Source organism: Bacillus sp. 204(2023) (assembly GCF_037027505.1).
Taxonomy (GTDB): domain Bacteria; phylum Bacillota; class Bacilli; order Bacillales; family Bacillaceae; genus Bacillus; species Bacillus subtilis.
On the sequence record NZ_JAXCHE010000005.1, the window covers coordinates 126,657 to 152,280 of the forward strand.

A 25,624-nucleotide genomic window follows, 5' to 3' on the forward strand; every position below is an offset into this window, starting at 1 on the left:
CAAAAAACTCCCCGTTATGGGGAGTTTTTTTAGTGCGTTTTTTTCTGTTGAATGAAAAACAGCATCAAAAAGGAAATGACAACAATACAGACGACCCACGCCCAAGCAAGGGTATTGTTGCCGGAATCCAATGCGACATATATCGCCGTCGGCAGTGTTTGCGTAACACCGGGGATGTTTCCTGCAAACATGAGTGTTGCGCCAAATTCTCCGAGCGCCCGCGCAAGGCTGAGGATGCACCCGGTCAGTAACGAAGGATAGGCAAGCGGGACGGAGATATGGATAAACACTTTCCATCTGCTAGCGCCGTCTACCATTGCCGCACCTTGTATATCGGGATCAATGTCAGCAAATCCGGTTTTGGCTGATTGATACATAAGCGGAAAGGCTACAACAGCCGAGGCGATCACAGCGGCCCACCAGGTGAAAATGACAGGCTGCTGGAAAATCCACTCGATGGCTTGTCCGATGAAGCTGTGCTTTCCGAAAATGACGATCAAAATAAAACCGACAACAGTAGGCGGAAGAACGAGCGGAAGCATAAAACATGTTTCGAGTGCCGTTTTTCCGAAAAATGATGCCCGTGACATCCATGCTCCAGCAAGTGTTCCGAGAATAATGACAACAATTCCGGCAACTGCCGCCACCTGAAAGGAAAGCACAACGGGTGTGAAAAATTCTGAAACGCTTATGCTACTCGGCAGTAAAGCCATATTTCTCAAATACTTTCATTGCTTCATCAGATTGCAGGTATTCGTAAAATTCCTTCGCTTCCTTACGGTGTTTTGTATCTTTTACGATTCCTAACGGATAGACAATTGGGCTGTGTGTATCTGCTTTTGCCTCGTCAATAATGTTGACCTTTTTCGAGACCAGGGCATCTGTTTTATAAACAATACCTGCGTCTACATTGCCGGTTTCAACATAAGAAAGAACTTGGCGAACGTCTTTTCCATACACAATTTTATCCTTCACTTTGTCCCATAAAGACAGCTTTGTCAGTGATTCTTTCCCATAAGCTCCTGCCGGTACGGATTCCGGAGTGCCAAGAGCGATTTTTTCTGATTCAGCCAGATTGCTGAAGCTTGTGACAGGTGAATCTCCGTTTTTCGGTACGACCAGCACAATTTCATTACCGACTAATTCAGTGCTGTCTTTTTTTGCGATATCTCCATCATCCACCAGCTTTTTAAATTTATCCTCAGCAGCTGAGAAGAACAGATCTGCTCCTGCTCCTTGAGAAATCTGTTTTTGCAAGGCGCCGGATGAGCCATAGTTATCTTGGATGGTAATATTTTGATGATCTTTTTCATAATTTTTTTGGATTTCCTCAAGTGCATCCTGAGCGCTGGCGGCAGCTGAGATGGTTAACGTTACTTTTTTCTCGCTGTCCGTTGAAGACTGGTTTGAAGAACAGCCTGCTGCAAGGAGAAAAGCAGTTAAGGCTGCGATGAAAATAGAATACTTCTTAAACATGATTGCACCCCTTATCATTAGATATAACTAATTATAACTGATTATGTTTGGTTTATGTGGGTTTTTTTACATTCGGCGAAAAGGTATAATAAAATAGGAGAGTGATGATGATGAATGAAACCTCTTCCTATACGATAGAAGAAGTTGCAGGTCTGCTGAAGGTATCAAAGCTGACCGTTTATGATTTGATTAAAAAAGGCGTGCTGCCTGCTTACCGTGTCGGAAGGCAGATGCGTGTGGATGAAGAAGATTTAAAGCAATATAAAACGAATATGAGAATGTCTCAGCCCATCGCTGCAACAGAAGCGCCGAAACAGGTGCAGGAGGCTGAGCCGGACGGCAGACCGAATGTCATGATCAGCGGACAGGACATTTCGATGGATCTCCTCAGCAAGCATTTGGAGAGTGCCATTCAGGAGACGCCGCTCCGTAAATACAAAGGAAGCTTAAACAGCCTGATTGATATGTATCAAGGCAAGTGTGACATTGTCAGCCTCCATTTGTACGATGCTGAAACGGGCCAGTATAACGCGCCTTATGTGAAGCGGATTTTGACAGGTGAACCATTTTGTCTCATCAATGTCGTTCTCCGCAAAGCAGGACTGTATGTGCAAAAAGGGAATCCGAAAAACATTCAAGGCTGGAAAGACTTGAAAAGAGCCGATATCCGGATCATCAACAGGGAAAAGGGTTCTGGCGCAAGGGTGCTCCTTGATGAACAGCTTGGCTTGCTTGGTGTGAATCCGGCTGATGTAAAGGGATACGGCGATATCGTGACCGATCATTACGCTGCCGCTTCACAAGTTTCAAGCGGACAGGCTGACGCGGGAATCGGGGCACAGCACGCGGCACATATGGGCAGTGTTGATTTTATCCCGCTCATCGACGAACAATATGATATCGTTGTTTTGAAAAAAAATGAGCAGCTGCTCAAAGTCGTGAAGGAGATTTTGAATTCTGAGGACTACAAGGCGAATTTGTCTCATTTAAACGGCTATGAAACGAAGCTGACTGGCAAGGTGATGTTGGAAACGTAAAAAATCCCTCTTGATAGAGGGATTTTTTTCATTCGGAAAACCTGAGCAGGTCACCATTTAAAATTTTATCAGAGAGAGAAAGTTCTTCGTTTGCTTTCTCCTTGTAAGGGAGGCACGCATCCTGATCTTCCAGCACTTCACCTGTTTTTTGGCTATAGCACGTGTTCTTTGTGTATATATAATCGTTCGTAATAAAGCTGCCGTTTCGCAGAACGGCGAATGGGGTGCGGTCGCCCGACAGCAAATCATTGCCGAATTGGATATCGCCTTTTGTCTCAACGCCGAGCAAATGCATCAGCGTCGGCCTGACGTCGACCTGTCCCCCGGCATCAGGGATGGTTTCCGGCTTTTGATCGGTGATTCCCGGGATATGTATGATAAACGGCACCCGCTGGAGCTGAACGTTGTCATACGGTGTGATTTCGTCTTTCCCTAAAAACTCAGCCATTGCCTCGTTATGGGCTTCAGAAATGCCGTAATGATCTCCCATAAATACGATCATCGAATTTTCGTATAAGCCTTCGTCCTTCAGTTTTTTGATAAAATGCTTCAATGCCTCATCCTCATAGCGAACCGTGGTCACATAGCGGTTTAACAGATCACTGCTTGAATCGAATTCATCTATCAGCTGATCCTTTTCATCAATCTCAAACGGAAAATGATTCGTTAACGTGATAAAACTGCTGTAGAACGGCTGCGGCAGGCTTTTCAGCTTTTCGGCGGACTGCTCTAAAAATTCTTTGTCTTTTAAGCCCCAGCTTGTCGATGTCCCGGGAGTGACATGAAAATCATCAACATCAAAAAAGCGGTCAATGCCAAATGTATCGTACATGACATCTCTGTTCCAAAATGTTTTATGGTTAGCATGAAAGACGGCTGAATAATAATCGTGCTGCTTCAGCGATTTATACATCGTATGAAATTGATGGTCGCTTTTCGTGAAAAAGACGGCGCCGCTAAGGGAAGGATACAGTGAGTTAGCGACGATAAATTCTGAATCTGATGTTTTGCCTTGTTCTGTTTGCTGATAGAAAAGATCAAAGGAATAGCTTTTTTTAATGAGATCATTCATAAATGGGGTAATTTCTTTTCCATTTACTTTTTCATTCAGAACAAAGCTTTGGGTCGATTCAAGTGTTACAAAGATGACATTGCGCCCCTTTGCAAGACCGAATTTGCTTTGATCAGGCTTGCTGTAATCAGCCTCTGTGTAGTTTTTAATGGCAGTTATACTGTCTTCATCGGCAAAAGCTTTCGCGCTGATATTAACAGTCTGAGAAATTGTATCGTAAATATGGAACTGAAACAGGCCGATGCTTTTGACTAGCATTTCCCGGTCAAAAGAATGTGCCAAAAGCTTCGGCTGCTGTACTTCTGCAAGTGCCAGTGTGCATAAAAGCATGCCGCAGGAAGCTGCATAGTACCGTTTGATCGTGCGGGGAGCGGCTTTTGTCTGTGGGTGTTTGGTTTTTCTGGCGAACAGCAGCAGAAAAACCAAATCCACAAACAGGGCGATAAACAGAGGATGGAACAATTCTTTTACACTGCTGCCCATATCGCTCATGTTGCTGGCCTGAAATAAAACCGGAATGGTAATAAAATCGATATAAAAGCCGTAAAAAATCGTATTAGAGATCAAGATAACAGTCAGAACCAAATTGGCAATCAGCAAAAAAGCCCGCTGCTTGTTTCCTTTCAGAAGCAGGCCGATCCCGAATAAAGGAAGAATAAAGCTGAGCGGGTTGACCAGCAGCATTAGCTCCTCCAACAGAGTATCGATTTGCAAATCAAAGCCGAGTTTATATATCACATACGTTTTGATCCACATAAATAAGATCGAAAAACATAAAAACCGCTGATTGTGAAAAAAGGTTCCTTTCATCAATATGACTCCTCACGTTTTCTTGATCATCTGCATGAAATGCTTCTTAAGTAAAACCTACTAAAAACAGCCGGTTCAGACAAGTCTCAGCACTCATGTTTAAAACATGCGCCCATGAAACAGCATATAAAAGTAGTAACATGAAGCAAGGGTCAGGCCGGCTAGCACGAGCTGCTCAGAAAAACTGCCTGTCTTCATATATAATGGAAGCCGAACGCGGATCGTTGAAGGGAATAATAATTTGATTCCGTTCACCGTCCAAGCGTCAAGAATCAAGTGGCTCGCCATTCCGATCATCAGGCCGGCTGATATGTTTTTATCTGGAATGTATGTAGAAGTGATAAAAAACATGATGAGCATAAACAGCAAGCTGTGTGTAAAGGTGCGATGGCCAAAAACGGAGCTGACCACTTTCGATAAAATAGGAAATCTTCTCCCGATTTTGCTTTGTGTGTGGCAGATATCGGGTATTAATGCTCCAACCGCGCCTGACGCAGCCATAAGCACTGGATCAAATCCATAATAATAAGCCGCTGCCGTACAAGAAGCGATGCCTCCCATGATGTGTGTTTTTCCTGTCATTTGCCGCTTCTCCTTTTATCTTTTGCAAAAAATCTCTGAATTACAAATATATCAAGAGAATGTATGTTTGATCAACAGGACTTTGGACGATAAAAAATATCCCGCATAATTTTTCATGAAAGAGGCATCTTAAACATGTACCTATTTTTTAAAAGAGGTGATACGAATGGGTTTCTTTAATAAAGATAAAGGAAAACGTTCCGAAAAAGAAAAAAACGTAATCCAAGGAGCTCTTGAAGATGCTGGTTCAGCTCTAAAAGATGATCCGCTTCAAGAAGCTGTGCAAAAAAAGAAAAATAATCGATAACCACATGCGGATAGAGCTTGGCTCTATCCGTATTTTCCATCTGTTCCCTTTGACAGATCATCCTTTCTTTGATAACCTTCTGGGAGTAACTGAATAATTAAATCCTCACTCTTTCTCAGTGAGGTAGAGGTTGCGCGGATGATAAGTCACACATGCCAGGCTGACAGGAGCTGTTAAACATGTGTAAAAGGCATCAGCGCCGAAGTGTGGAGAAAGCCGATCCTTCTCTATGCTGGGACTGTATCTGAATAAGTGCAGGACTGCCGCGTGCTTTTTCGCGGAGGGCTATCCGGAGATCAAGGGTGTGTGTTTCTTTAAGCATGGACTTTTGTTCAGGCTTTTTTTGCGTTTATATGATCTCGGGGTCTGGTCCGTACAAAGAATCATGGAGGTACTGGAATGGAACAGACAAAAAAATGGGGTTTTTGGTTATTAACGGCGTTTGTCGTTGGAAATATGGTTGGATCAGGAATTTTCTCCTTGCCGAGCTCGCTTGCTTCAATTGCGAGTCCGTTTGGAGCTACGTCCGCCTGGCTTTTGACAGGTGCCGGCGTGCTGATGATTGCACTTGTGTTCGGACACTTGTCCATTCGCAAGCCTGAACTGACAGCGGGACCGCAAAGTTATGCAAGAGCGCTGTTTTCTGACCCGAAAAAAGGCAACGCTGCCGGTTTCACAATGGTGTGGGGCTACTGGGTGGCGAGCTGGATCAGTAACGTGGCGATCATCACAAGTCTCGCCGGTTACTTGACTTCGTTCTTCCCGATCTTGGTTGATAAACGTGAGATGTTTTCGATCGGCGGGCAAGAGGTGACACTCGGCCAATTACTGACGTTTGCCGTATGTACGATCTTGTTATGGGGAACGCACGCGATTCTTGTTGCCAGCATTAACGGCGCAAGTAAATTAAACTTTGTCACAACGCTTTCTAAAGTATTAGGTTTTGTCTTCTTTATCGTTGCCGGTTTATTTGTGTTTCAAACGGCATTATTCGGTCATTTTTATTTCCCGGTTCAAGGAGAAAACGGCACAAGCATTGGAATTGGCGGCCAGGTTCATAACGCCGCGATTTCTACACTGTGGGCGTTTGTCGGAATTGAATCCGCGGTGATCCTGTCCGGCCGTGCGCGCTCTCAGCGTGATGTGAAACGTGCGACAATTACCGGCTTGCTGATTGCCTTGAGCATATATATTATTGTGACTTTAATTACGATGGGTGTTCTGCCGCATGATAAGCTTGTCGGCTCTGAAAAACCATTTGTTGATGTACTCTATGCGATTGTTGGAAACGCGGGAAGCGTGATTATGGCGCTTTTGGCTATCCTTTGTTTATTCGGAACGATGCTCGGCTGGATTTTGCTTGGCTCTGAGGTGCCATACCAAGCCGCTAAAGCAGGAGATTTCCCGGCATTTTTTGCAAAAACGAATAAAAAGGGAAGTCCGGTCATTGCACTCATTATTACAAACGTCATGTCACAGGTCTTCATTTTCTCGGTTATTTCCCGGACAATAAGTGACGCATTTACATTTTTAACGACAGCGGCTACACTCGCATATTTAATTCCGTATCTGGTATCTGCAATCTACAGCTTGAAGGTAGTCATCAAAGGTGAAACGTATGACCAGCTGAAAGGCTCCCGTGTAAGAGACGGATTGATCGCAATACTGGCGTGTGCATACTCCGTGTTTGTTATCGTAACAGGCACAGCAGATTTAACGACATTTATCCTCGGCATCGGTTTATTCTTTGTCGGCTTGATCGTTTATCCATTTGTGAGTAAGAAGTTCCAGAAAGAAAAACAAGCATAATGAAAAGACACCTGATTTGCTCAGGTGTCTTTTTTATAAATCACAATTTCTCCTGTTAGGAATCCGTTCGTTAAATATGCAAAAAACGTTTTTCAGTCTCTCCAGCATAAAAAAACTGATCGTGATGAGGATGCAGCTTAATATGAATGGCTCAAAGAAAATATCCGATATGATTCAAATTGAGCCGTTCCTTATAAATAAGCAAAAGAGCCGCGGGCAGGCGGCTCTTTTGTTTATTTAGTCAAGCTTTCCGTAATATACTCCAGTTGTCCTTCTAATGAAATCGGGTCTGTGAAATAGAAGCCAATCGGATCAATCTTGTATACATGGCCATTTTTAACGGCATTCAGGTTCTTCCAAATGGAGCTGTCAAATACGCCGCCATCATCACCGCCTGATTGCCATGGGCCCGCGAAAATGTAATCCCCGGCGAAGTCAGGGAGCTTCTCTAATGAAATACTTGTATAACCTGGCCCCTGGTCAATGGCTTTTTCTTTTGTCAGCTTTGTAGCCTGCAGGCCGAGGTCTTTGTAAATGATGCTTCCGCCTCTTCCAAAGTCTTTACCGAATACGTAAATGTCTTTTCCGTTCGTTTGCATAATGGAAATGGTTTTGTCACCGACCGCTTTTTTGATTTTTGTTTTAGCGGCAGCAACTTTTTTATCCCACTCGGCCAGCCATTTGTCAGCTTTATCTTCAGTTCCCGTCATTTTTGCAAATTCTTTCAGCTGTTCGATGTTGTCGAGCTTATCGTATTTTACTGCGACAGTCGGCGCAATTTTTTCAAGCTTTTTAATATCAGCGCCCTGTGTTGTCCAGACGATAATCAGGTCAGGGTTCAAATCAATGACCTTTTCAACCGAAGTGCCGTCTCCGATGTTTTCAACGCCGTCGGTTTTTCCTTTGTAGTAAGGGTTTTTAAATACATTCTCAGGCGCACCGACAACGTTGATGCCGAGTGTTTTGAAGTAGCCGTAATAGCCGTCTGCCATGACAACCACCCGTTTAGGATGCTTCGGGATTTTTACATTTCCGTTTTCAGCCTTGTATGTAAAGGTTTCTGCGCCTTTTGAATCAGAGGCAGAACCTTTGCTTTCTGAGTTATTCCCGCAGGCTGCCAGCGCTGCAATCAATAACAGGGCAAAAAACGCGGCTCCGAGTTTCTTGTATATATGGGTCATATCTCATACCTTCTTTCTAAAAAATAGATGAAAAAGAGAATCATTATCATCTGTGATTATACCACTGCAAGTGCCGGTTGACACGATATTTTTGCAAATGCATTTTCATTTTTGTTCAAAACACGCTATTAAATCAGCTGAAAAAAGTGATATACTGAAACAGCAATTGATAATCATTATCAGTAACAGAAAGGAAGTACGGCAGTTGAGTCAACATAAAAATATACAGACTGCATCAGAAGAAATCCAATGGACGTCAAGGACATATGGCGCGGTCATTGTCCTTATTGCAGGTCTATGCCTGCTTTGCCTTGGCGCATTTTTATCCATATCCCTCGGTGCAGCGGATATTCATTTGCGCACTGTATGGGACGCCATTTTTCATTATCAGCCGACAAAGACATCTCACCAAATTATACATGATCTTCGGCTGCCGAGAACGGCTGCTGCCGCGCTTGTAGGCGCATTGTTGGCAGTGTCGGGAGCAATCATGCAGGGGATGACGAGAAACCCTTTGGCAGAGCCTTCGATTATGGGTGTGACATCAGGCTCTGCGTTTGCGGTTTCAATTGCGTTTGCCTTTTTTCCCGGGCTTTCTGCAATGGGGCTTGTGCTATGGTCCTTTGCGGGAGCGGGGCTGGGGGCATCGACGGTAATGGGCATCGGCATGTTTTCAAGGGGCGGACTTACGCCTGTAAAGCTTGCTCTGGCGGGTACGGCAGTTACTTATTTCTTTACCGGCATTTCAACTGCCATTGCAATCCGCTTTGATGTCGCTCAGGATATCAGCTTTTGGTACGCAGGCGGGGTAGCGGGTGTGAAATGGTCAGGGGTCCAGCTTTTGCTTATTGCAGGGGCTGTCGGTTTAACGCTCGCGTTTTTCATCGCCCGGTCTGTGACAGTGTTAAGTCTCGGTGACGATCTGGCAAAAGGGCTTGGACAATATACATCAGCAGTGAAACTGGTTGGCATGCTTATCGTAGTAATTCTGACCGGAGCTGCGGTTTCCATTGCCGGCACTATTGCATTTATCGGGCTGATCATTCCGCATATTACCCGTTTTTTGGTCGGTGTGGATTATCGGTGGATCATTCCTTGCTCGGCGGTGCTCGGTGCTGTTTTGCTTGTTTTTGCTGACATAGCGGCCAGACTCGTAAATGCGCCCTTTGAAACGCCTGTCGGCGCGCTGACTTCTCTGATCGGCGTTCCCTTTTTCTTTTATTTGGCACGTCGTGAAAGGAGAGGGCTGTAATGAAAACAAAAACAAACAAACCGCTTATTGTAATGGCTGTGACCTTTTTGCTTATCGTGGTGGTCTTTTTTATCAGTCTCAATTTGGGCGTTATCAAAATTGCACCGCTTAAAACGCTTCAGATCTTTTTCGGCCAAGGAACGGCGCGTGATGAACTTGTCTTATTTGAGTTCAGGCTGCCCAGGATCATCCTTTCTTTGCTTGTTGGAGCAGGGATCTCCGTAGCTGGAGCCATTTTGCAAAGCGTGTCTCAAAATGAACTTGCCGAGCCTGGTATTCTCGGAATTAACGCCGGCGGTTCACTTGCTGTAGTGCTTTTTATATACTTTTTTCAAGGGTCAGCTTCAGATCTTAGCTTTTTCGGAACATTTATGCTGCCGTTCAGTGCTTTGGCAGGAGCAATCCTCGCTGCGTTTCTCATTTATATTCTGGCATGGAAAAAAGGCGTGACACCGATTCGGCTGATTTTAGTCGGCATAGGGGTGAATGCCGGATTCAATGCCCTGTTGCTGATTTTTCAGCTTAAGATGGACCCTCATGATTTTATGCAAGCCGCGGTTTGGATATCCGGCTCAATATGGGGGGCGAACTGGAATATGATCTGGGCGATTCTCCCTTGGATTGTGATCTTGCTTCTGTTTACTTTATATAAGGCACGCTATTTGAACATTATGCAGCTCGGAGACCAATTGGCGACCGGGCTGGGCACCGCTGTTGAAAGGGAAAGACGGATTCTTCTTCTGGCAGCGGTCACTCTTGCCGCTTCATGCGTGGCAGCTGCGGGGGGCATTGCGTTTCTCGGATTGATCGCGCCGCATGTGGCTAGAAGGCTGACCGGTCCACGTCACCAGACGCTGATACCGATCTCCGCCTTCATCGGCTCATTCCTGTTTTTGCTTGCTGATACGCTGGCGAGAAATGTATTGGCACCATCAGAAATTCCGGTCGGACTTGTCATTTCCGTGCTAGGTGCGCCTTACTTTATTTATTTATTGATGAAAGCGAATTAGGAGGGGGCCGAATATGAATTCATTATCAACGGAACAGCTTGGAATCGGTTATGGCGACAGGGTGATTGTTGAGGATTTAAATATATCGATTCCTAAAGGGAAAATTACCACCTTAATTGGCCCGAACGGCTGCGGGAAATCAACGATTTTAAAAACAATGTCCAGAATTATGCGTTCACATGCAGGTGCCGTCTATTTAAACGGCAAAGCGATTCATAAAATGTCTACAAAGGACATTGCAAAAGATATGGCGATTCTTCCACAGACACCTGAAGCGCCGAGCGGCCTAACAGTGCACGAATTGGTGTCGTACGGCAGGTTTCCGCATCAATCAGGATTCGGCAGATTAAATGACGAAGACCGCCGGATTATCAAATGGGCGCTTGAAGAAACAGGCATGGCTGAATATGCTGAACGGCCGATTGAGGCATTGTCAGGCGGACAGCGTCAACGCGTGTGGATTGCCATGGCGCTTGCGCAAGGGACGGAACTGCTTCTGCTGGATGAACCTACAACGTATCTTGATCTTGCACATCAGCTTGAAATTCTGCAGCTGCTTGACAGACTCAACAAAGAGCAAGGGCGGACGATTTTAATGGTCATTCATGATCTTAACCATGCAGCTCGTTTTTCTCATTATATGATCGCGCTCAAAAAAGGCACGGTCATCAAGGAAGGAACTGCACTGGAGGTCATGACACCAGACATTTTGAAGCAGGTATTTCAGATTGATGCCGAAATCGTGACTGATCCCCGTACAAATAAACCTGTATGCTTGACATATGACTTGATTAAAAATGAAAAAGAGCTAGTTACTGTATGAAAAAATCCCGGTTCGAAGCCGGGATTTTTTTTATTCGGCTTTGAAAATACAATTTTTCTATTTGATTCCGTCATTTCAATAAAAGGATTGCAAGTCTTTTTGAATTAATAGATAATATTGGTTAGAATGTTTCGAAAATATTACATAGTTTACAGAAAGAGGAGATCGTTGTGTCCAAGAAGAAAAAATGGCTTATTGGCGGTGCGATATGTGCCGGTGTGCTTGTATTGGCTGGGATCGGCGCTGGCGGTTTTTACTTTTTTACCCACATGAACCAAGTTGCCGTATCATCGGAGCCCTATGCTGAATCGGTCGCGGTATACATGGGAGGAGATTCAGAATCAGGCCAAACGTTTTCTGGAAAGGTTGAACCTGAGAAACAGCAGAAAGTATACATAGATTCAGAAAAAGGCAGCATTAAAAAAACATACGTCAAAGAAGGCGATCAGGTTAAAAAGGGCGATAAGCTTTTTGAGTATGAGGGCGAGGATCATTCTGATGAAGTGGAGCAAGCCAATTTGCAAATTGAAATGACAAATCTGCAAATCAACCGTTTGCAAAAATCAATAACGGAAACGGAAAAGAAGCTGAAAGTTGCAGGAAAAGAAGAGAAAACCCAGCTTCAAGATGAACTTGACCAAGCCAATTTCGATTTGAAAACAAGCCAGCTTGAACTGAAGCAGCATCAAAAAGAACTGGCTGGCCTGACGAAAAACAAAGGTTCCAATGTCATTACAAGCAAGCATGACGGAATCGTTCAAAGCGTCAATCAGGATATCGCTGACGGTGCAACAGGTGACCAGGCAGCAGGCCCGTATATCCAGATTGTTTCGACGGGCAAATATCTGGTCAAAAGCCAAATCAATGAGCTGTTAATGGACACGATCAAAAAAGGCAGCAAAGTCAGGGTCACGCTGAAAACAGGCGGTGAGGGCGAGTGGAAAGGAAAGGTCACCTCGATCGGCAAGCTTCCAGCGGGAGCAGGCGAGGGTGAAGAATCAGAAAGCTTTGCTGATGAAGAAATGAATCCCCAGTCCTCTAACTATCCTTTCACCATTTTATTAGACAGCCATAAAGGTCTTGAAGTCGGCTATCATGTCAACATCGAAGTGATGAGTGATAATGCTGATGCGGATACGATCAAGCTGCCGTCCGACATGGTCATTCAGGATGACGGCGAACCGTACGTATGGAAAGCTGATGAGAATCAGAAAGCGGTTAAGCAGCCTGTTGAAATCGGAGAGACTGATGAAAATGACATGGTGGAAATTAAGAGCGGCCTGACGCCGGAAGATTATGTGATCTATCCTGATCCCGCGGTCAAGGAAGGAAAGCAGGTTACAGTCAATGCTGACACTGAATAATATTTCGAAGTCGTACAAGCTGGGAAAAGAAGAAGTTCCAATCTTGAAACATATCAATCTGACTGTTCAGGCGGGGGAGTTTTTAGCTATTATGGGGCCTTCAGGTTCTGGAAAGTCAACGTTAATGAATATTATCGGCTGTTTGGACAGGCCAACCTCAGGAACCTATATGCTTGACCAGATCGATATATTGAAAGGGAAAGACGGGGCTTTAGCCGAAATTCGCAATGAATCAATCGGGTTTGTGTTTCAAACTTTTCATTTGCTGCCGCGTCTCACCGCGCTGCAAAATGTCGAGCTGCCGATGATCTACAATAAAGTGAAGAAAAAAGAGAGAAGGCAACGGGCATATGAAGCGCTGGAAAAGGTCGGATTAAAAGACAGGGTCTCCTACAAACCGCCTAAGCTGTCCGGCGGCCAAAAGCAGCGGGTGGCGATAGCGAGGGCCCTTGTCAATCAGCCGAGGTTTATTTTAGCTGATGAACCGACCGGGGCGCTTGATACCAAATCAAGTGAACAAATTTTGTCACTGTTTTCTGAACTGCATCGGGAAGGCAAGACCATTATTATGATAACCCACGACCCGGACGTCGCCAAAAAAGCTGACAGAACCGTTTTTATCAGAGACGGAGAGCTGGTATTAGATGAGAGAGGGGATATCAGCCATGCTTGAACATATTCGAATCTCCTTTCAATCCATTTTCTCTCATAAATTAAGATCCATTCTGACAATGCTCGGCGTGATTATCGGCATAGCGGCAATCATCGCGATTGTTTCAATGCTGAAGGGCCAAAGTGAGCAATTAAAGCAAAGTATGATCGGCATGGGAAACAACGCCATCAATGTTGTCTACCAGCCGTCTGGCGGAGAAGAGGAGAGCGGCGGCCCTCAGGTGTCGTATGCGTCCGCGCCGCCTGTAACGGAAGAAACAGTAAAGGCGATCAAATCAGATCCGATGGTCAAAGGGTTATCCTTATATTACTTGTCAGAAGGCGCGAGCGTTTTTCATTTAACAAACGTTTCGTATCCCCAAGTGTATGGAGTGGACGATGATTACTTCGACATGTTTCCAATCCGAATAACCGAAGGGAGAAAGCTGACGGAAAATGATTTAAACAGCACACACCAAGTGGTGATGATCAATGAAGCTGTCAGAGATGAACTGTTTCCGGACGGAGAAGCTCTGCATAAAAACATTGAGATGAATGGTGTGCCGTTTAAGGTCGTCGGTGTTTTTAAAGAAAAAAATCAACAGGAAAGCATGTTTGAAGGCGACTACGCAAACCCGGTTTTGTACGTGCCGAAAAAAGTGTGGCCGCTTATTGAAGGGTTTGACGCGCCAACGCAGATTGCCGTGCAGGCTGATTCTTCTGAGCATATCCAAGAAGCGGGTGTAATGGCTGCAGATCTTTTAAATCAGGGACTGTCAGAAGCTGAGCTGGAAAAAGCAGAGTACAGTGTAATGGATCTTCAGGAGATCGCGCAGGAAGTGGAGTCCTTTAATCAGTCATTTGCATTGCTGCTTGGCGGAATCGCCAGTATTTCACTTTTGGTGGGCGGTATCGGCGTCATGAACATTATGCTCGTTTCCGTAACGGAGCGCACGAGGGAAATCGGAATTAAGAAAGCGCTCGGTGCTAAGCGGCGTGTGATTTTATTTCAATTTTTAACCGAGGCTGTTGTGCTGACAAGCATTGGCGGAATACTCGGTGTGCTGGCGGGCTTCGGCATCGCCAAGCTGCTGACGGTCATTTTTCCAATGCCTTTTATCGTCTCCATTCCAGCTGTTGTCGGAGCACTCATCTTTTCAATGGCAGTCGGCATTATCTTCGGCTTGCTTCCGTCTATCAAGGCTTCGAAGCTTCAGCCTGTAGACGCGCTTCGCTATGAATAAAAAGAACGCATCCAATTGGAATGCGTTCTTTTTTTTAGCTGGGAAGAGCCGAGTTGCATTTGTCTAAAATCAAAAAAACGGCTGCGACGATCATTTCTTCTGTGGTGGACAGCCAGATGTCGCTGATCAATTGGTCTGTTGTATGAGCAGTCATCCACAAAAACAGCAGCTGTACGATGCCGGCAAGGAGAATGAATAGACGTTTTCCTGTCTTGAAAAATGTAAAGCTATGTATCATCAGCCTTTCAAATGGTTCAAAGAATAATCCTAGAACAAGGAATACCACGGCAAAAAGCAGGACATGAGCTGCTGAGCGGTAGCTCGTTCCCGCTAAAGAAAACAATATATAGATGACAGCAAAATAGGTCAACACCACTGCTGCTGCGGCTAGCAAATACTTTATGGAGAGCCGCAATAAGCGTTTTGAAGGGTTTTGATGTTTCACTGGTTCAGCTCCTTATGAAGGCTTGCAGAGAACGAGTGCTCTCTGCAAGCCGCATTTTATTTACTGCATTTCTTTTTCACTACTGGGTGCTTTTCTTTTGAAAGCACATCAGTAAAATCTTTGCCCAAGTCAAGGTGCGCTTGAACAAATGTTTCAGGAAGCATGGCAAGCCATTGGTTTAAAGATACATCAGCATAATGGTCGTCTTTGAAGATTTCTAAAAAGACAAGCGGTTCATCCCCGATATTTTCAACGTAATGACCCATTGCAAATGGTACATACCCTACATCCCCGGCTTGGTAATTAAATGTTCTGGCATGGCCGTCAGATGCAAAAACGGTCATTCTAGCTTTACCGGAGATGTAGTATTGCCATTCGTGGGTATTCGGATGCCAGTGCAGTTCTCTCATGGCGCCGGGTTCTACTGTTACGAGCGCTGATGCGATGGTTTTAGACACTTTGAAGTTTGTCGAATCTGCAATGTATACTTTTCCTCCCTCAGATTCGATCGGCTCTTGTTCAAGAAGGCGGTAAGTAAATGGATAAGGCACTTCGCCATTCGGCCCTTCCACAATATCATCTTTTAAGCTGCCAGGAAGTTGGTTTTCAAATATATATTTTTCTTTGCCAGGTAAATTGGCAATCTCTTCTTTTGTCACGCCGAAGTTCGCAGCAATGACTTCTTTTGGAGTGTGGGCAAGCCAATCTGTCAGCTGGAACGTGCTGTTTTCAGAGAATGATCCATCGTCAAACACGAGCAGGAACTCAGCTCCCTCATCCAGCGCTTGGATGGAGTGCGGAAGGCCTGAGGGGAAGTACCAAAGGTCTCCTTCACCTACATCGTCAATAAAGCTGCGCCCTTTTTCATCTACAATTGTGACCCTTGCACTTCCGTAAATCATATAAGCCCATTCAGCTTCTTTATGCCAGTGAAGCTCGCGAATCGCGCCTGGCTTCAGCCGCATATTTACGGATGCAAGGTTTTCTGAAATCGGCAATTCACGTACTGTCACTTCACGGGCATATCCGCCTTTTTCTAATCGGTTATGAGTATCAGAGAACGAAAACTTCATATTGCTGACGGTGCCATGATCGGTTTCAGGCGGAACGAGCATATCAGGGTTTTGCCGGTCTCTTTCAATATTGCGCGGGATTTTTACCGTTGCTCCTTTGTCTCCTCTAATAGGCTGCGGAATGTCATTTAGTTTTTTCATGAAATGTTTCCTCCTTAAATGTAAATGTGATAGCAGAAAGAGAAGGTGAAAGGCCTTTCGTTTTCCCTTCTGTTTTGTTAAGTGAAAAAAACCAGTGAAAAGTCAACTTCGATTGAAAAATTATTTTTTTGCATGATCTTTCAGTTCTGTCATTAGTTCTATTAGTTGATCAAACTTCTTTTCGAATCGGGTCAGCAGATACATTGCAATCAGAGCGGGAAACCCCAAATTGCCGATCTGTTTTACGACTTCCTCTATAAAAACCTGATCCATAGGAAAATACCTCCCTTCTTTTTCTGCAGTCATGTATGTAAGTGAAGGAAATCCGATAAAACGTAAACTGCTGCAAAGTATTTTGGAAGACACTAGTCGGAAAGTAGTAGTTTACTTTTTTTTGCTTTCCTTCATTTAATTTAGTAGGGAGGCGGTTTGATGGACTATCAAAGTCTTTTACGGTCAAAATGTAAGGAGATAATGAAGCATCCCATCGTGAAGCATTTTTTGAGCAATCCTCAGCATTACCGTTTGTTCAAAAACGTAATGGAAAGCCCTAACGAAAAAGATGCAAAATCATTGGACGAGCTATTTAAGCAGTTTTATAAAGAAATCCGCATCGTCAAGTATATGAATTCAATGATTCGTATCTTTTCTATTGATTTTGATAAGCGGGTTCGCAAAAATCAAAAACGGTATCCGCTGACGGTTGATCATCCGGAGGCAGGAGATCGGCTTCCTTCCGAAACAGGAAGCGATGCATTTGAAGAATTTTTAGACAGGCAGGATGATTTGAGCCAGCATGTTCAGGATTATCAGCTCTACCAAGCGATTCAGAAGCTGACTGACAAACAAAAAAGTGTGCTGACAAAAGTGTATCTTCACGGTGCCACGATGCAGGAGATTGCAGATTCATTAGGGGAGTCCCGACAAAACATCTCCAACATTCATAAAAAGGGGCTGGAGAATATCAGAAAGCAGCTAGCGGCGCAAAAAAAGGGGGAAAAGTAAGCTGTGAACGGCCAGTTTGAACAAAAAAAGAGACAAAAAGACGAGACTTATGACATTGAGCACCTGATTGCATGCTTTTCACCGATGATCAGAAAAAAACTCAGCAATACGTCCTATCAAGAAAGAGAAGATTTAGAGCAAGAGCTGAAGATCAAAATGTTTGAAAAGGCTGATATGCTTTTGTGTCAGGATGTCCCGGGATTTTGGGAGTTTATTTTGTACATGGTAGATGAGAACTCATAATACTTTCATATGAAAAAACATCAAAAGGGAGCGCTTGTTTGCTCCTTTTTTGCTGTTTTGATTTGCCAAGCTCCAATGTATTCAAAAATGTACCATAAATAAACGATATAATGATAAGATGAAAAAAACAGTGACAGAAAGGAACATAAAAGTGGAAAATGCGTCAATTTTAATCGTAGACGATGAGAAAGCGATTGTGGACATGATCAAACGCGTTCTCGAAAAAGAAGGTTATCGAAATATACTGGATGCGGCAAGCGCAGAAGAAGCAATTCCCGTTGTGAAGGCCAATAAAGTTGACTTGATTGTGCTGGATGTCATGATGGGCGGAATGTCCGGTTTTGAAGCCTGCACATTGATCAGAGAGTATTCAGACGCTCCGATTTTTTTCCTGACGGCAAGATCATCCGACGCGGACAAATTATCGGGCTTTGCGGTTGGAGCTGATGACTATATCACAAAACCATTTAATCCGCTGGAATTAGCGGCGCGGATCAGAGCACATCTCAAGCGTACATATCAATCGAAAGAAACGAGTTCAAATCAAACCTACACATATGATTACTTTACTTTTTCTCCGCAAAATGCCGAGTTGATCGTAGGCGGGGAAGCCGTTGCCTGTTCAGCCCAGCTTCTGCAGCTTTTGCAGTATTTTTGTGAACACCCTAACGTGGTGCTTTCCAAAGATCAAATATATGAAAAAGTATGGGGCTATCCTTCCTACGGTGACAACAACACCGTCATGGTTCATATTCGCAAGCTTAGGGAGAAGATTGAGCGCGATCCGAGCAATCCGGAGTATATTGTAACCGTTCGAGGTCTCGGCTATCGTTTTATCCCAAATCCTGAAGGCAAGCGGTCATGAGGTTAAGATGGAAGTTTTTGTTTCACTTTTTCGGCCAGATGCTGATTGTGATCCTGCTGCTTACGGTTATGCTTGTTGCGTCGTTTTTCTATTTAGACGCCCGTTTTAGCGATGCGGAATCCAATTCAGGGCTGACGAAGGCAACGACCGACACACTTGAGGCATATCTCGATGTAAACGAAGACGGGACATGGGAAGTGGATAATTTCCTTAAGAAATCTGTTGATAAACAGCACGGCTGGATGCAAATCATTGATTCGGAAGGAAACACTGATTATTCCTACGGCGTGCCAAAAGACGTGCCGGGCACCTATACCAAGAAAGAGCTTTTGTCTATTTATAAAACCAAAAAGCTTCATAACTATAAACTGAATTATTGGGCCATCAATATTGAAGATAAGTCGTATCTTCTATTGTCCGGCTGGAAATCAAAAAGTGAACAGCTCTTGACTTCCGTTGAAAAGCGCGAACAAAAGATAGACTCACTAGCGCACTATAAGTCCAGTACCATCGACTATATTAAACGGAAAAAAGGCGCCATTTACCTGTTAGACAGCAATGGAAAGATTCTCGACAGCATCAACAGCACAAAAAGCGAAAGAAAAACGATGAACCAGCTGGAGCTGCTTAAATACAGCTCTAAGCCTTGGAACTATAAGCGGGAAATTTCCGTTAAGATCCTCAATAAAGACAGATGGATGGTCGCTACGGTGCCGAACCCAGTCTATGTAACCGATCAGGAGTTTAACAAATCATTCCTGAAGGTTGTATTAAAAGCGATGTTTCTCGTGATGGCCGTTTTGTTCATGTATATCATTTGGATGACCGTTTGGTATATGTTCCGATTCGGGCTGCCGATTTTTCACACGATTAGATGGCTGGTCAATCTGTCAAAAGGGAAGCTTGAGGAACCTAGAAATCGGGAAGGCCGTCCTGTCAGCAAAAATAAAAAGGGAAAAATCAAACAGCCGTACCGCTTCTTCGGTGAGATATTTGAATCAATGGATCAGCTGACTGAAACGCTGAGAAGGGATAAAAGAAACAGAGAAAAAATCCAGGCGACAAGGGAAGAATGGATTGCCGGTTTGTCACATGACTTAAAAACACCGCTCAGCAGCATTTACGGCTACAGCATGATGCTCGAGTCGAAGCAGTATGACTGGTCGCCGGAAGAAGTGAAAGAAATGGGGCAGGTTGTCAGAGAAAAATCTGAATACATGTCCAAGCTGATTGAAGACTTAAATTTAACGTATCGGCTGAAAAATGATGCTCTTCCTATTGAGAGAAATCTCACTAGCCTTATCCCGTTTTTTAAAAATGTCATTGAGGATTTTAAGAAAAATCCGTTTTCTGAAGGCTATGATATCTCGTTTGTATCCAAAGAAGAGCATATTGAATTTGCCCTTGATGAAGCGTGGTTCAGGCGCATATTAGAAAACCTCCTTGGGAATGCCGTGAAGCACAACGACAAAGGAACAGAGATTCAAGTCATTCTGGAGCAAACAAAAAATCATATATCTTTAAAGGTGAAGGACAATGGGAAAGGAATGGATGAAGAAACGATTACCCATTTGTTTAACCGTTACTACAGAGGGACGAACACAAAAGATTCAACTGCCGGAACGGGTCTCGGGCTCGCGATTGCCAAGGAGCTTGTCCATCTGCATAACGGAACGATACATGTGAACAGCAGAATGAACATTGGAACGGTCATTACCATCCTTTTTAAAAAACATTAAACATCAAGTGGTTTGGACACCTCTTTGCCGGGAATAACAATATATAGACTGAAGCTAAAGAGGTGTAACACATGGATGCAGTATTGGAAGCAGACACTCGGGCAGTGATTGGAGAAGGCCCGTTATGGGATGAAGAAAACGGCCGCTTATATTGGGTTGATATCCTGGGAAGCGAGCTTCACATCTTTAACCCTGAAGAAAAAATCAACCGATCGATCAAATTCAAATCCTTTGTGACGGCGCTTGCGAAATATTCAAAGGATGAACTGATTATGACGATGAAGGACGGGTTTTACCTGTATCATCTTCGGGATGACAGCTTGGAAAAAATTAAACAGCCGAAGGACATGCATGAGAGCCTGAGATTTAATGATGCTAAATGTGACCCGTACGGAAGGCTTTGGGCGGGGACGACGAGCATGGAAGGCGAGCAAAAACAGGCGTCGCTGTACCGTTTGAATCTAGACGGCAGTCTTGTCAAAATCAAGGATCAAGTCTCCACCTCAAACGGTTTGGATTGGGACCGCGAGCGGAATTTGATGTATTACATCGACACGCCGACGCAGGAGATTGTGCGTTACAGCTATGATCCTCAAAGCGGAGATGTTTCGAATCCAGAACCTGTCTATCGTTTTGATCAGTCAGACGGATTACCGGACGGCATGACAATTGACCAAAATGGCATGCTGTGGGTGGCGCTGTTTGGCGGCAGCCGCGTTGTTCACATTGACCCGTTTCAGAAAAAAGAAATCAATTCAATCAGCGTGCCGGCTAAATATGTCACGTGCTGCGCGTTCGGCGGCAGAGACTTAAAAACCCTTTACATTACAACGGCAACAGAACAAATGACAGAAAAAGAGAGATACGAGCAGCCTCACGCTGGAGGGTTGTTTTCAGCACAACTGGAAACAGGCGGATATCAGCCGGTACCATTTGCTGGAGACGTATAAAAAACACGCATCCGAAACACGGATGCGTTTTTTTATACTACAGAGAACGGATAATGCCGCCTTCCACACGCTGTGCAGTGCCGTTAATGGCGGATGCGGCGTCAGACGCGAGGAATACGATTGTGTTAGCGACTTCTTCTGCTGTCGCGTATCGCTGAATAAGTGAGGTTGGCTCATTGACCTTGAAATAGTCTTTGATAAATGTGTCTGTATCCTGGCCGGCTGCTTGTGCGGCACCTTCCATATAGGATGCCACGCCCTCTGTCCAAGTAGGTCCCGGGAGCACTGAGTTGACCGTCACATTTGTGCCTTTTGTCATTTCAGCCATTCCTCTTGAAAGGCTGATCAGTGCCGTTTTTGTCATTGAGTATGGAATCATCGTTGGCAGCGGTTTGACGCCTGCTTCACTTGCAATATTTAAAATGCGGCCGCTGTTTTTGGCAAGCATTTTTGGAAGGAAGTGACGGCTTGTCCGAACGGCGCTCATCACGTTCACTTCGAAATATTGATTCCACTCTTCATCTGTCACATCGGCAAAGTCTTTTACCTCGAAGAAACCAAGGTTGTTGACAAGGATATCAATATCACCGATTTCATTTACTTTTTCAATAAAAGCCGCTGCTTCATCTGTTTTTGACAAATCGGCAGCAGCACCGTGCACCGTTCCATATCCAGAAAGCTCTTCAATCGTGCGATCAACAGTCTCCTGTTTGCGTCCGTTGACAATGACTGCCGCACCCTCTTGCAGAAAGCTTTTTGCGGCGGCTTTCCCGATACCGGACGTCGAGCCGGTGATTAAGACGAGTTTGTCTTTTAGCTGTAAATCCATAAGAATCATTCCTTTTGATAGATGATGGTATTAAGTATACAAGATCAAATTTAGTATTTACGAGGATTTTGCTCCCATGCATAATACGGGGAAAAGTCATTCAGGACGCATATACAAGCCTGTCAGTCATATAGTATAATTACTCCGAAAAAAGGATACGAATGTCAAATAGGTGCCGGTCCGTGAACAACAGCCGGCTTAAAAGGGAAACCGGTAAAAGCCGGTGCGGTCCCGCCACTGTAATTGGCCAAGCGCCAAGAGCCAGGATACCTGCCTGTTTGGTCAGCACGAATTCTGCGAGGACAGATGATGTGTAAACAATAGGCTTTTTTGTGTTGTTTACAGCATCTTTACCGTCGTAGAGATGCTTTTTTAGTTCGTTTAGGAGGAAAAGATTATGAAAAAACGAGCCGGGATATGGACTGCGCTCCTGTTGGCTGCTGTTATGCTGGCAGGCTGCGGCAATCCTGCGGATCAGAAGGATTCAAAGGCAAAACAAAAAACAGAAGCGTTTCCTGTCACCATTGATGATGCGTCAAACCAAGATGTAACCATCAAAAAAGAGCCAAAAAAGATTGTTTCATTAATGCCGAGCAACACAGAAATTACATACGCACTCGGCCTTGGTGACAAAGTGGTCGGTGTCACCACAAACGATACCTATCCAAAGGAAGTCAAAAAGGTTGAGAAAGTCGGAGATATGAATGTAAATGTTGAAAAAGTCATTTCTCTAAAACCAGATCTCGTTCTGGCCCATGAGTCTTCCATGTCAGCATCAGCGGATGCCATCAAACAGCTGAAGGACGCGGGCATTACAGTGCTGACTGTCAATGATGCACAATCATTCTCCGAGGTGTACAAATCAATTGAAATGATCGGAGAAGCTGGCGGGGCGGAGAAAAAAGCTGATCAGCTCGTGAAAAGCATGAAATCAGATCTAAAGGATATTCAAGAAAAAGCGAAAACCATTTCAAAAGACGAGGAGAAAAGCGTATTTATCGAGGTTTCTCCTGATCCTGACATTTATACAACCGGAAAAGATACGTTTATGAATGAAATGCTGAATGTCATCCATGCTAAAAACGCAGCTGCGGATCAGACAGGATGGGTGCAAATGACAGACGAGGCGATCGTAAAACTCAATCCTGATGCAATTGTTACAACGGACGGTGTGAAAGCGAAAGCTGTGGAAAAACGCGATGGCTGGAGCGAAATCAATGCTGTGAAACATCATCGTGTATATGATGTGGACCCTGATCTTGTGATACGTTCCGGTCCCCGTCTGATCGAAGGGGTCGAAGAACTTGCGGAAAGCATTTACCCGGATACGTTTAAGGAATAATCGTTATGCCGCATATATCATTGGTTTCTCATTTTTAGCCGTGAGCATCATCTTAGGAATTTCTTGCGGCAGCCTGCATATTCCTATTCCCGCTGTTTTTCGTGTCTTTTGGCATCAAGGTTTCGGCGGCTCTATTGGTTCTGATGATCCGATGTACACTAATATTATGATGAATATCAGACTGCCGAGAGTTGTGCTGGCCGCCCTTGTGGGGGCGGCTCTTTCTATTGCAGGGGCCGCTTTTCAAGGATTGTTGAAAAATCCACTTGCTGATCCCTATACGCTAGGTGTGTCATCCGGTGCTTCAGTCGGAGCTGTTGTGACTCTGTTCTTAGGTCTGCACCTTCCTGTCATCGGAGGGTTTACACTCCCGGTTGTGAGTGTAGCCGCGGCACTTGCCACGATGGCGGCGGTCCTTTTCTTCAGCCGCCTCGTTCATGCTTCGATGTCTGTTTCCACCCTCATTTTGACCGGTGTCATCACCAACTCTTTTTTGGGCGCATTTATTTCTCTTATCATCGCCTTGACAGGAGACAACCTGCTTCCGATTGTGCATTGGCTGCTTGGCAGCGTCTCAATGAGGGGCTGGAGCTATGTTATTTTGTTTCTCCCGTTTTTTCTTTTGGGAACCATTTTATTGATTATAAACGGAAGGGAATTGAACGTGATGACATATGGAGAAGATAAAGCAAAGCTTCTTGGAGTCAGCGTTCAGCAGAGGAAGATGATGATTCTAATAGCCGGATCTCTTTTGACGGGAAGCGCTGTGGCAGTATCGGGTACGATTGGCTTTGTCGGCCTTGTGATTCCGCATATCACAAGGCTTTTGTGGGGAACGGACCATCGGCATTTACTGCCGCTGTCCGCCTTGCTCGGGGCAGGATTTCTCGTTTTAGCCGACCTGCTTTCCAGAACCATCATTGAGCCGATTGAACTGCCGATCGGGATCATTACGTCCTTGGCGGGAGCGCCTGTGTTCGCTCTTATTTTAATTCGGCAGCACCGCGGGGGGAGAAGCTTATGATGAAGGCAGAAGGGCTGTCGGGAGGATACGGCGACAGCCGCCTAATTAACAATATCAGCTTAACAGTGGAGAAGGGAGAATTTCTCGGAATTCTTGGCCCTAATGGAAGCGGAAAAACCACGCTTTTGCACTTGCTGACAGGTACGCTGCCGGCCAAGGAAGGCAGCGTTTATCTGGCCGGAAAACTGCTGGCGGACTATAAACCGAAGGAACTGGCGCAAATCATGGCCGTCCTGCCGCAAAAAACGGATCAAGCCTTCACCTTTACCGTCGAAGAAACTGTAGCCTTTGGCAGATATCCATTCCAAACGGGGCTGTTCAGACAGCAGACTGAAAAGGATGAAGCCATTGTACAGGATGCAATGGAGCAAACAGGAGTGGCCGATTTTGCGCAAACGCCGATTCGCGAACTAAGCGGAGGGGAACAGCAGCGGGTGTATTTGGCACAAGCTTTGGCGCAGCAGCCGCGTATTTTATTTTTGGACGAGCCGACTAATTTTCTCGATCTGGCTTATCAAAAAGACCTGCTTGATCTGATCAAACGCCTGACGAGAGAAAGCGGATTGGCAGCTGTCAGCGTTTTTCATGATCTGAACACCGCAAGCCTGTACTGTGATGGGCTCATGTTTATGAAAAACGGTACCGCTGGTCCTAAGAAAAAACCGGAATATGCTGTCACAGAACAAAGCATAAAGGCGGTGTACGATACAGATGTCACCGCCTTGGTACATCAAAGCTCACCTAAACCGATGATTGTGATTCAGCCTGAAAAGGATAGCGTGAAGCGGCAGTCTATTCCATTTGAAGCATTGCTCCAAGCGGGGCGTGATGACATTCTTCTGCAAACGGAAATCCCGCTTCGAACATTGTCCTCGACGCCTATCGGTGCTGGGTTTTCGTGGAGCAGGACGCTGATCCATAAACGGCTGCCAGATCAGCCAGATCCGATAGAAGGACTTACGGCCTGTCTTTCAGAAAGCGGTTTTCAACTGCAGGAGACGTGTGCGATGGCTTCTTCAGAAAGACTTGACCGTTTCGTGTATCGAACGTATGAAGACAGAGAGTTATCCGTTTTCGTATGCGTTCAGACCGGCTTTTCGATTTGGATTTTGATAAACGGCTATGCGGCAGATCAATTCTTCATCAAAGCTCTTATGGCTGCCGAAGCAGAACGGACGAAAGTGCTGGGAGACGGAGGAGGCACAGGTGATATTCTCATCGCCTCGACTCAAACTCAGCAATCCGAAAACATAGAACAGCGGCTGAATCAATTGATAAAGAAAGGGACAGCTGAATGTGTAAAAGAGGCTGCTGAGTTGTTTGAATAAGTCTGTAAAGGAGATTCAGGGT

26 protein-coding genes and 2 riboswitches are annotated in these 25,624 nt (G+C 44.9%); of the genes, 17 read left to right on the forward strand and 9 right to left on the reverse strand.

What is annotated here, in order from left to right; all coding sequences use genetic code 11:
• Positions 1–29: 29 nt before the first annotated feature.
• Both modB and modA read right to left on the reverse strand, forming a co-directional pair.
• The gene (modB, locus tag WA279_RS12130; RefSeq protein WP_336155501.1) at positions 30–722 is read right to left on the reverse strand and encodes a molybdate ABC transporter permease subunit; all 693 of its coding nucleotides are present in this window, start codon (positions 720–722) and stop codon (positions 30–32) included.
• Positions 694–1,476 carry a molybdate ABC transporter substrate-binding protein gene (gene modA / locus WA279_RS12135; protein WP_336155502.1) on the reverse strand — a complete coding sequence of 261 codons (783 nt, stop codon included), beginning with the start codon at positions 1,474–1,476 and terminating at the stop codon, positions 694–696. The genes modB and modA overlap by 29 nt, the downstream gene beginning before the upstream one ends.
• Positions 1,477–1,586: 110 nt before the next feature.
• Between modA and WA279_RS12140 the strand changes: the two genes are divergently transcribed.
• Positions 1,587–2,513 carry a substrate-binding domain-containing protein gene (locus WA279_RS12140; RefSeq protein WP_336155503.1) on the forward strand — a complete coding sequence of 309 codons (927 nt, stop codon included), beginning with the start codon at positions 1,587–1,589 and terminating at the stop codon, positions 2,511–2,513.
• A 28-nt stretch (positions 2,514–2,541) separates the two neighbouring features.
• Here the strand turns inward: WA279_RS12140 and WA279_RS12145 are convergent, their stop codons facing one another.
• The gene (locus WA279_RS12145) at positions 2,542–4,395 is read right to left on the reverse strand and encodes an LTA synthase family protein (RefSeq protein ID WP_336155504.1); all 1,854 of its coding nucleotides are present in this window, start codon (positions 4,393–4,395) and stop codon (positions 2,542–2,544) included.
• 99 nt (positions 4,396–4,494) lie between these two features.
• On the reverse strand, positions 4,495–4,977 hold the full coding sequence (locus WA279_RS12150; protein ID WP_017696394.1) for a metal-dependent hydrolase: 483 nt from the start codon (positions 4,975–4,977) through the stop codon (positions 4,495–4,497).
• Between the two features lie 166 nt (positions 4,978–5,143).
• Here WA279_RS12150 and sspJ point away from each other — a divergent pair, with 166 nt between their 5' ends.
• Positions 5,144–5,284: a small acid-soluble spore protein SspJ gene (gene sspJ / locus WA279_RS12155; protein ID WP_003221612.1), complete on the forward strand. Its 141-nt coding sequence runs from the start codon at positions 5,144–5,146 to the stop codon at positions 5,282–5,284.
• Between the two features lie 116 nt (positions 5,285–5,400).
• Positions 5,401–5,580, forward strand: a riboswitch (Lysine riboswitch).
• A gap of 103 nt (positions 5,581–5,683) precedes the next feature.
• Entirely contained in the window at positions 5,684–7,093 is a 1,410-nt protein-coding gene (locus tag WA279_RS12160; RefSeq protein WP_003228445.1) for an amino acid permease, read from the forward strand.
• 233 nt (positions 7,094–7,326) lie between these two features.
• Here WA279_RS12160 and WA279_RS12165 read toward each other — a convergent pair whose 3' ends face one another.
• The gene (locus WA279_RS12165; RefSeq protein WP_336155505.1) at positions 7,327–8,274 is read right to left on the reverse strand and encodes an iron-hydroxamate ABC transporter substrate-binding protein; all 948 of its coding nucleotides are present in this window, start codon (positions 8,272–8,274) and stop codon (positions 7,327–7,329) included.
• A gap of 205 nt (positions 8,275–8,479) precedes the next feature.
• Here WA279_RS12165 and WA279_RS12170 point away from each other — a divergent pair, with 205 nt between their 5' ends.
• The 6 genes from WA279_RS12170 to WA279_RS12195 all read left to right on the forward strand — a co-directional run bounded on the left by WA279_RS12170 (position 8,480) and on the right by WA279_RS12195 (position 14,618).
• On the forward strand, positions 8,480–9,526 hold the full coding sequence (locus WA279_RS12170) for a FecCD family ABC transporter permease (protein WP_169072850.1): 1,047 nt from the start codon (positions 8,480–8,482) through the stop codon (positions 9,524–9,526).
• Positions 9,526–10,536 (forward strand): FecCD family ABC transporter permease, encoded by a 1,011-nt coding sequence (locus WA279_RS12175; RefSeq protein WP_336155506.1) that lies wholly within the window; start codon positions 9,526–9,528, stop codon positions 10,534–10,536. The genes WA279_RS12170 and WA279_RS12175 overlap by 1 nt, the downstream gene beginning before the upstream one ends.
• Before the next feature lie 13 nt (positions 10,537–10,549).
• Entirely contained in the window at positions 10,550–11,359 is an 810-nt protein-coding gene (locus WA279_RS12180) for an ABC transporter ATP-binding protein (protein WP_003243882.1), read from the forward strand.
• Positions 11,360–11,529: 170 nt separating this feature from the next.
• Complete coding sequence (locus tag WA279_RS12185; protein ID WP_015251242.1) at positions 11,530–12,723, forward strand: efflux RND transporter periplasmic adaptor subunit; 1,194 nt, start codon at positions 11,530–11,532, stop codon at positions 12,721–12,723.
• Positions 12,707–13,396 (forward strand): ABC transporter ATP-binding protein, encoded by a 690-nt coding sequence (locus WA279_RS12190; RefSeq protein WP_003228456.1) that lies wholly within the window; start codon positions 12,707–12,709, stop codon positions 13,394–13,396. The genes WA279_RS12185 and WA279_RS12190 overlap by 17 nt, the downstream gene beginning before the upstream one ends.
• Positions 13,389–14,618, forward strand: a complete 1,230-nt coding sequence (locus tag WA279_RS12195; protein ID WP_251188124.1) for an ABC transporter permease — start codon at positions 13,389–13,391, stop codon at positions 14,616–14,618. Before WA279_RS12190 ends, WA279_RS12195 begins: the two co-directional genes overlap by 8 nt.
• A gap of 34 nt (positions 14,619–14,652) precedes the next feature.
• Here WA279_RS12195 and rsiO read toward each other — a convergent pair whose 3' ends face one another.
• From rsiO to WA279_RS12210, 3 genes are all read right to left on the reverse strand, one after another.
• Positions 14,653–15,063: an acid stress-sensitive anti sigma factor RsiO gene (gene rsiO, locus WA279_RS12200; protein ID WP_336155507.1), complete on the reverse strand. Its 411-nt coding sequence runs from the start codon at positions 15,061–15,063 to the stop codon at positions 14,653–14,655.
• 56 nt (positions 15,064–15,119) lie between these two features.
• Positions 15,120–16,277: an oxalate decarboxylase gene (oxdC, locus tag WA279_RS12205; RefSeq protein WP_336155508.1), complete on the reverse strand. Its 1,158-nt coding sequence runs from the start codon at positions 16,275–16,277 to the stop codon at positions 15,120–15,122.
• A gap of 120 nt (positions 16,278–16,397) precedes the next feature.
• Positions 16,398–16,550, reverse strand: coding sequence for a YvrJ family protein (locus WA279_RS12210; RefSeq protein ID WP_003244090.1), 153 nt, complete (start codon positions 16,548–16,550; stop codon positions 16,398–16,400).
• Positions 16,551–16,751: 201 nt separating this feature from the next.
• Here WA279_RS12210 and sigO point away from each other — a divergent pair, with 201 nt between their 5' ends.
• The 5 genes from sigO to WA279_RS12235 all read left to right on the forward strand — a co-directional run bounded on the left by sigO (position 16,752) and on the right by WA279_RS12235 (position 21,079).
• Entirely contained in the window at positions 16,752–17,282 is a 531-nt protein-coding gene (sigO, locus tag WA279_RS12215) for an RNA polymerase sigma factor SigO (RefSeq protein WP_014477957.1), read from the forward strand.
• Positions 17,283–17,285: 3 nt separating this feature from the next.
• Positions 17,286–17,525, forward strand: a complete 240-nt coding sequence (gene rsoA, locus WA279_RS12220) for a sigma-O factor regulator RsoA (RefSeq protein WP_123373822.1) — start codon at positions 17,286–17,288, stop codon at positions 17,523–17,525.
• Positions 17,526–17,676: 151 nt separating this feature from the next.
• A complete protein-coding gene (gene yvrH, locus WA279_RS12225; protein WP_003243545.1) occupies positions 17,677–18,390 on the forward strand; it encodes a two-component system response regulator YvrH in 714 nt (237 codons plus the stop codon).
• Positions 18,387–20,129, forward strand: coding sequence for a two-component system sensor histidine kinase YvrG (gene yvrG, locus WA279_RS12230; protein WP_122894696.1), 1,743 nt, complete (start codon positions 18,387–18,389; stop codon positions 20,127–20,129). Before yvrH ends, yvrG begins: the two co-directional genes overlap by 4 nt.
• A 71-nt stretch (positions 20,130–20,200) precedes the next feature.
• Complete coding sequence (locus WA279_RS12235; protein WP_088326934.1) at positions 20,201–21,079, forward strand: SMP-30/gluconolactonase/LRE family protein; 879 nt, start codon at positions 20,201–20,203, stop codon at positions 21,077–21,079.
• A gap of 37 nt (positions 21,080–21,116) precedes the next feature.
• On the opposite strand, the gene WA279_RS12240 is transcribed toward WA279_RS12235, so the two are convergent.
• Positions 21,117–21,908, reverse strand: a complete 792-nt coding sequence (locus WA279_RS12240; protein WP_015384617.1) for an SDR family NAD(P)-dependent oxidoreductase — start codon at positions 21,906–21,908, stop codon at positions 21,117–21,119.
• Positions 21,909–22,061: 153 nt separating this feature from the next.
• A riboswitch (cobalamin riboswitch) is annotated at positions 22,062–22,200 on the forward strand.
• Positions 22,201–22,305: 105 nt separating this feature from the next.
• On the opposite strand from WA279_RS12240, the gene WA279_RS12245 reads away from it, so the two are divergent.
• Genes WA279_RS12245 through WA279_RS12255 form a run of 3 tightly spaced genes read left to right on the forward strand, consistent with a single transcriptional unit; the run spans position 22,306 to position 25,602 of the window.
• Positions 22,306–23,250 (forward strand): ABC transporter substrate-binding protein, encoded by a 945-nt coding sequence (locus tag WA279_RS12245; protein WP_336155510.1) that lies wholly within the window; start codon positions 22,306–22,308, stop codon positions 23,248–23,250.
• A complete protein-coding gene (locus WA279_RS12250; RefSeq protein WP_032726839.1) occupies positions 23,213–24,274 on the forward strand; it encodes a FecCD family ABC transporter permease in 1,062 nt (353 codons plus the stop codon). Before WA279_RS12245 ends, WA279_RS12250 begins: the two co-directional genes overlap by 38 nt.
• Positions 24,274–25,602, forward strand: coding sequence for an ABC transporter ATP-binding protein (locus tag WA279_RS12255; RefSeq protein ID WP_336155551.1), 1,329 nt, complete (start codon positions 24,274–24,276; stop codon positions 25,600–25,602). The genes WA279_RS12250 and WA279_RS12255 overlap by 1 nt, the downstream gene beginning before the upstream one ends.
• The last annotated feature ends 22 nt before the right edge of the window (positions 25,603–25,624 follow it).

Excerpts from the sequence above, each read along its gene's own strand:
- modA (WP_336155502.1), bottom strand. The coding sequence starts at position 1,476 with ATGTTTAAGAAGTATTCTATTTTCATCGCAGCCTTAACTGCTTTTCTC.
- WA279_RS12140 (WP_336155503.1), top strand. The coding sequence starts at position 1,587 with ATGAATGAAACCTCTTCCTATACGATAGAAGAAGTTGCAGGTCTGCTG.
- WA279_RS12145 (WP_336155504.1), bottom strand. The coding sequence starts at position 4,395 with ATGAAAGGAACCTTTTTTCACAATCAGCGGTTTTTATGTTTTTCGATC.
- WA279_RS12150 (WP_017696394.1), bottom strand. The coding sequence starts at position 4,977 with ATGACAGGAAAAACACACATCATGGGAGGCATCGCTTCTTGTACGGCA.
- sspJ (WP_003221612.1), top strand. The coding sequence starts at position 5,144 with ATGGGTTTCTTTAATAAAGATAAAGGAAAACGTTCCGAAAAAGAAAAA.
- WA279_RS12160 (WP_003228445.1), top strand. The coding sequence starts at position 5,684 with ATGGAACAGACAAAAAAATGGGGTTTTTGGTTATTAACGGCGTTTGTC.
- WA279_RS12165 (WP_336155505.1), bottom strand. The coding sequence starts at position 8,274 with ATGACCCATATATACAAGAAACTCGGAGCCGCGTTTTTTGCCCTGTTA.
- WA279_RS12175 (WP_336155506.1), top strand. The coding sequence starts at position 9,526 with ATGAAAACAAAAACAAACAAACCGCTTATTGTAATGGCTGTGACCTTT.
- WA279_RS12180 (WP_003243882.1), top strand. The coding sequence starts at position 10,550 with ATGAATTCATTATCAACGGAACAGCTTGGAATCGGTTATGGCGACAGG.
- WA279_RS12190 (WP_003228456.1), top strand. The coding sequence starts at position 12,707 with ATGCTGACACTGAATAATATTTCGAAGTCGTACAAGCTGGGAAAAGAA.
- WA279_RS12195 (WP_251188124.1), top strand. The coding sequence starts at position 13,389 with ATGCTTGAACATATTCGAATCTCCTTTCAATCCATTTTCTCTCATAAA.
- oxdC (WP_336155508.1), bottom strand. The coding sequence starts at position 16,277 with ATGAAAAAACTAAATGACATTCCGCAGCCTATTAGAGGAGACAAAGGA.
- WA279_RS12210 (WP_003244090.1), bottom strand. The coding sequence starts at position 16,550 with ATGGATCAGGTTTTTATAGAGGAAGTCGTAAAACAGATCGGCAATTTG.
- sigO (WP_014477957.1), top strand. The coding sequence starts at position 16,752 with ATGAAGCATCCCATCGTGAAGCATTTTTTGAGCAATCCTCAGCATTAC.
- yvrG (WP_122894696.1), top strand. The coding sequence starts at position 18,387 with ATGAGGTTAAGATGGAAGTTTTTGTTTCACTTTTTCGGCCAGATGCTG.
- WA279_RS12235 (WP_088326934.1), top strand. The coding sequence starts at position 20,201 with ATGGATGCAGTATTGGAAGCAGACACTCGGGCAGTGATTGGAGAAGGC.
- WA279_RS12240 (WP_015384617.1), bottom strand. The coding sequence starts at position 21,908 with ATGGATTTACAGCTAAAAGACAAACTCGTCTTAATCACCGGCTCGACG.
- WA279_RS12245 (WP_336155510.1), top strand. The coding sequence starts at position 22,306 with ATGAAAAAACGAGCCGGGATATGGACTGCGCTCCTGTTGGCTGCTGTT.
- WA279_RS12255 (WP_336155551.1), top strand. The coding sequence starts at position 24,274 with ATGAAGGCAGAAGGGCTGTCGGGAGGATACGGCGACAGCCGCCTAATT.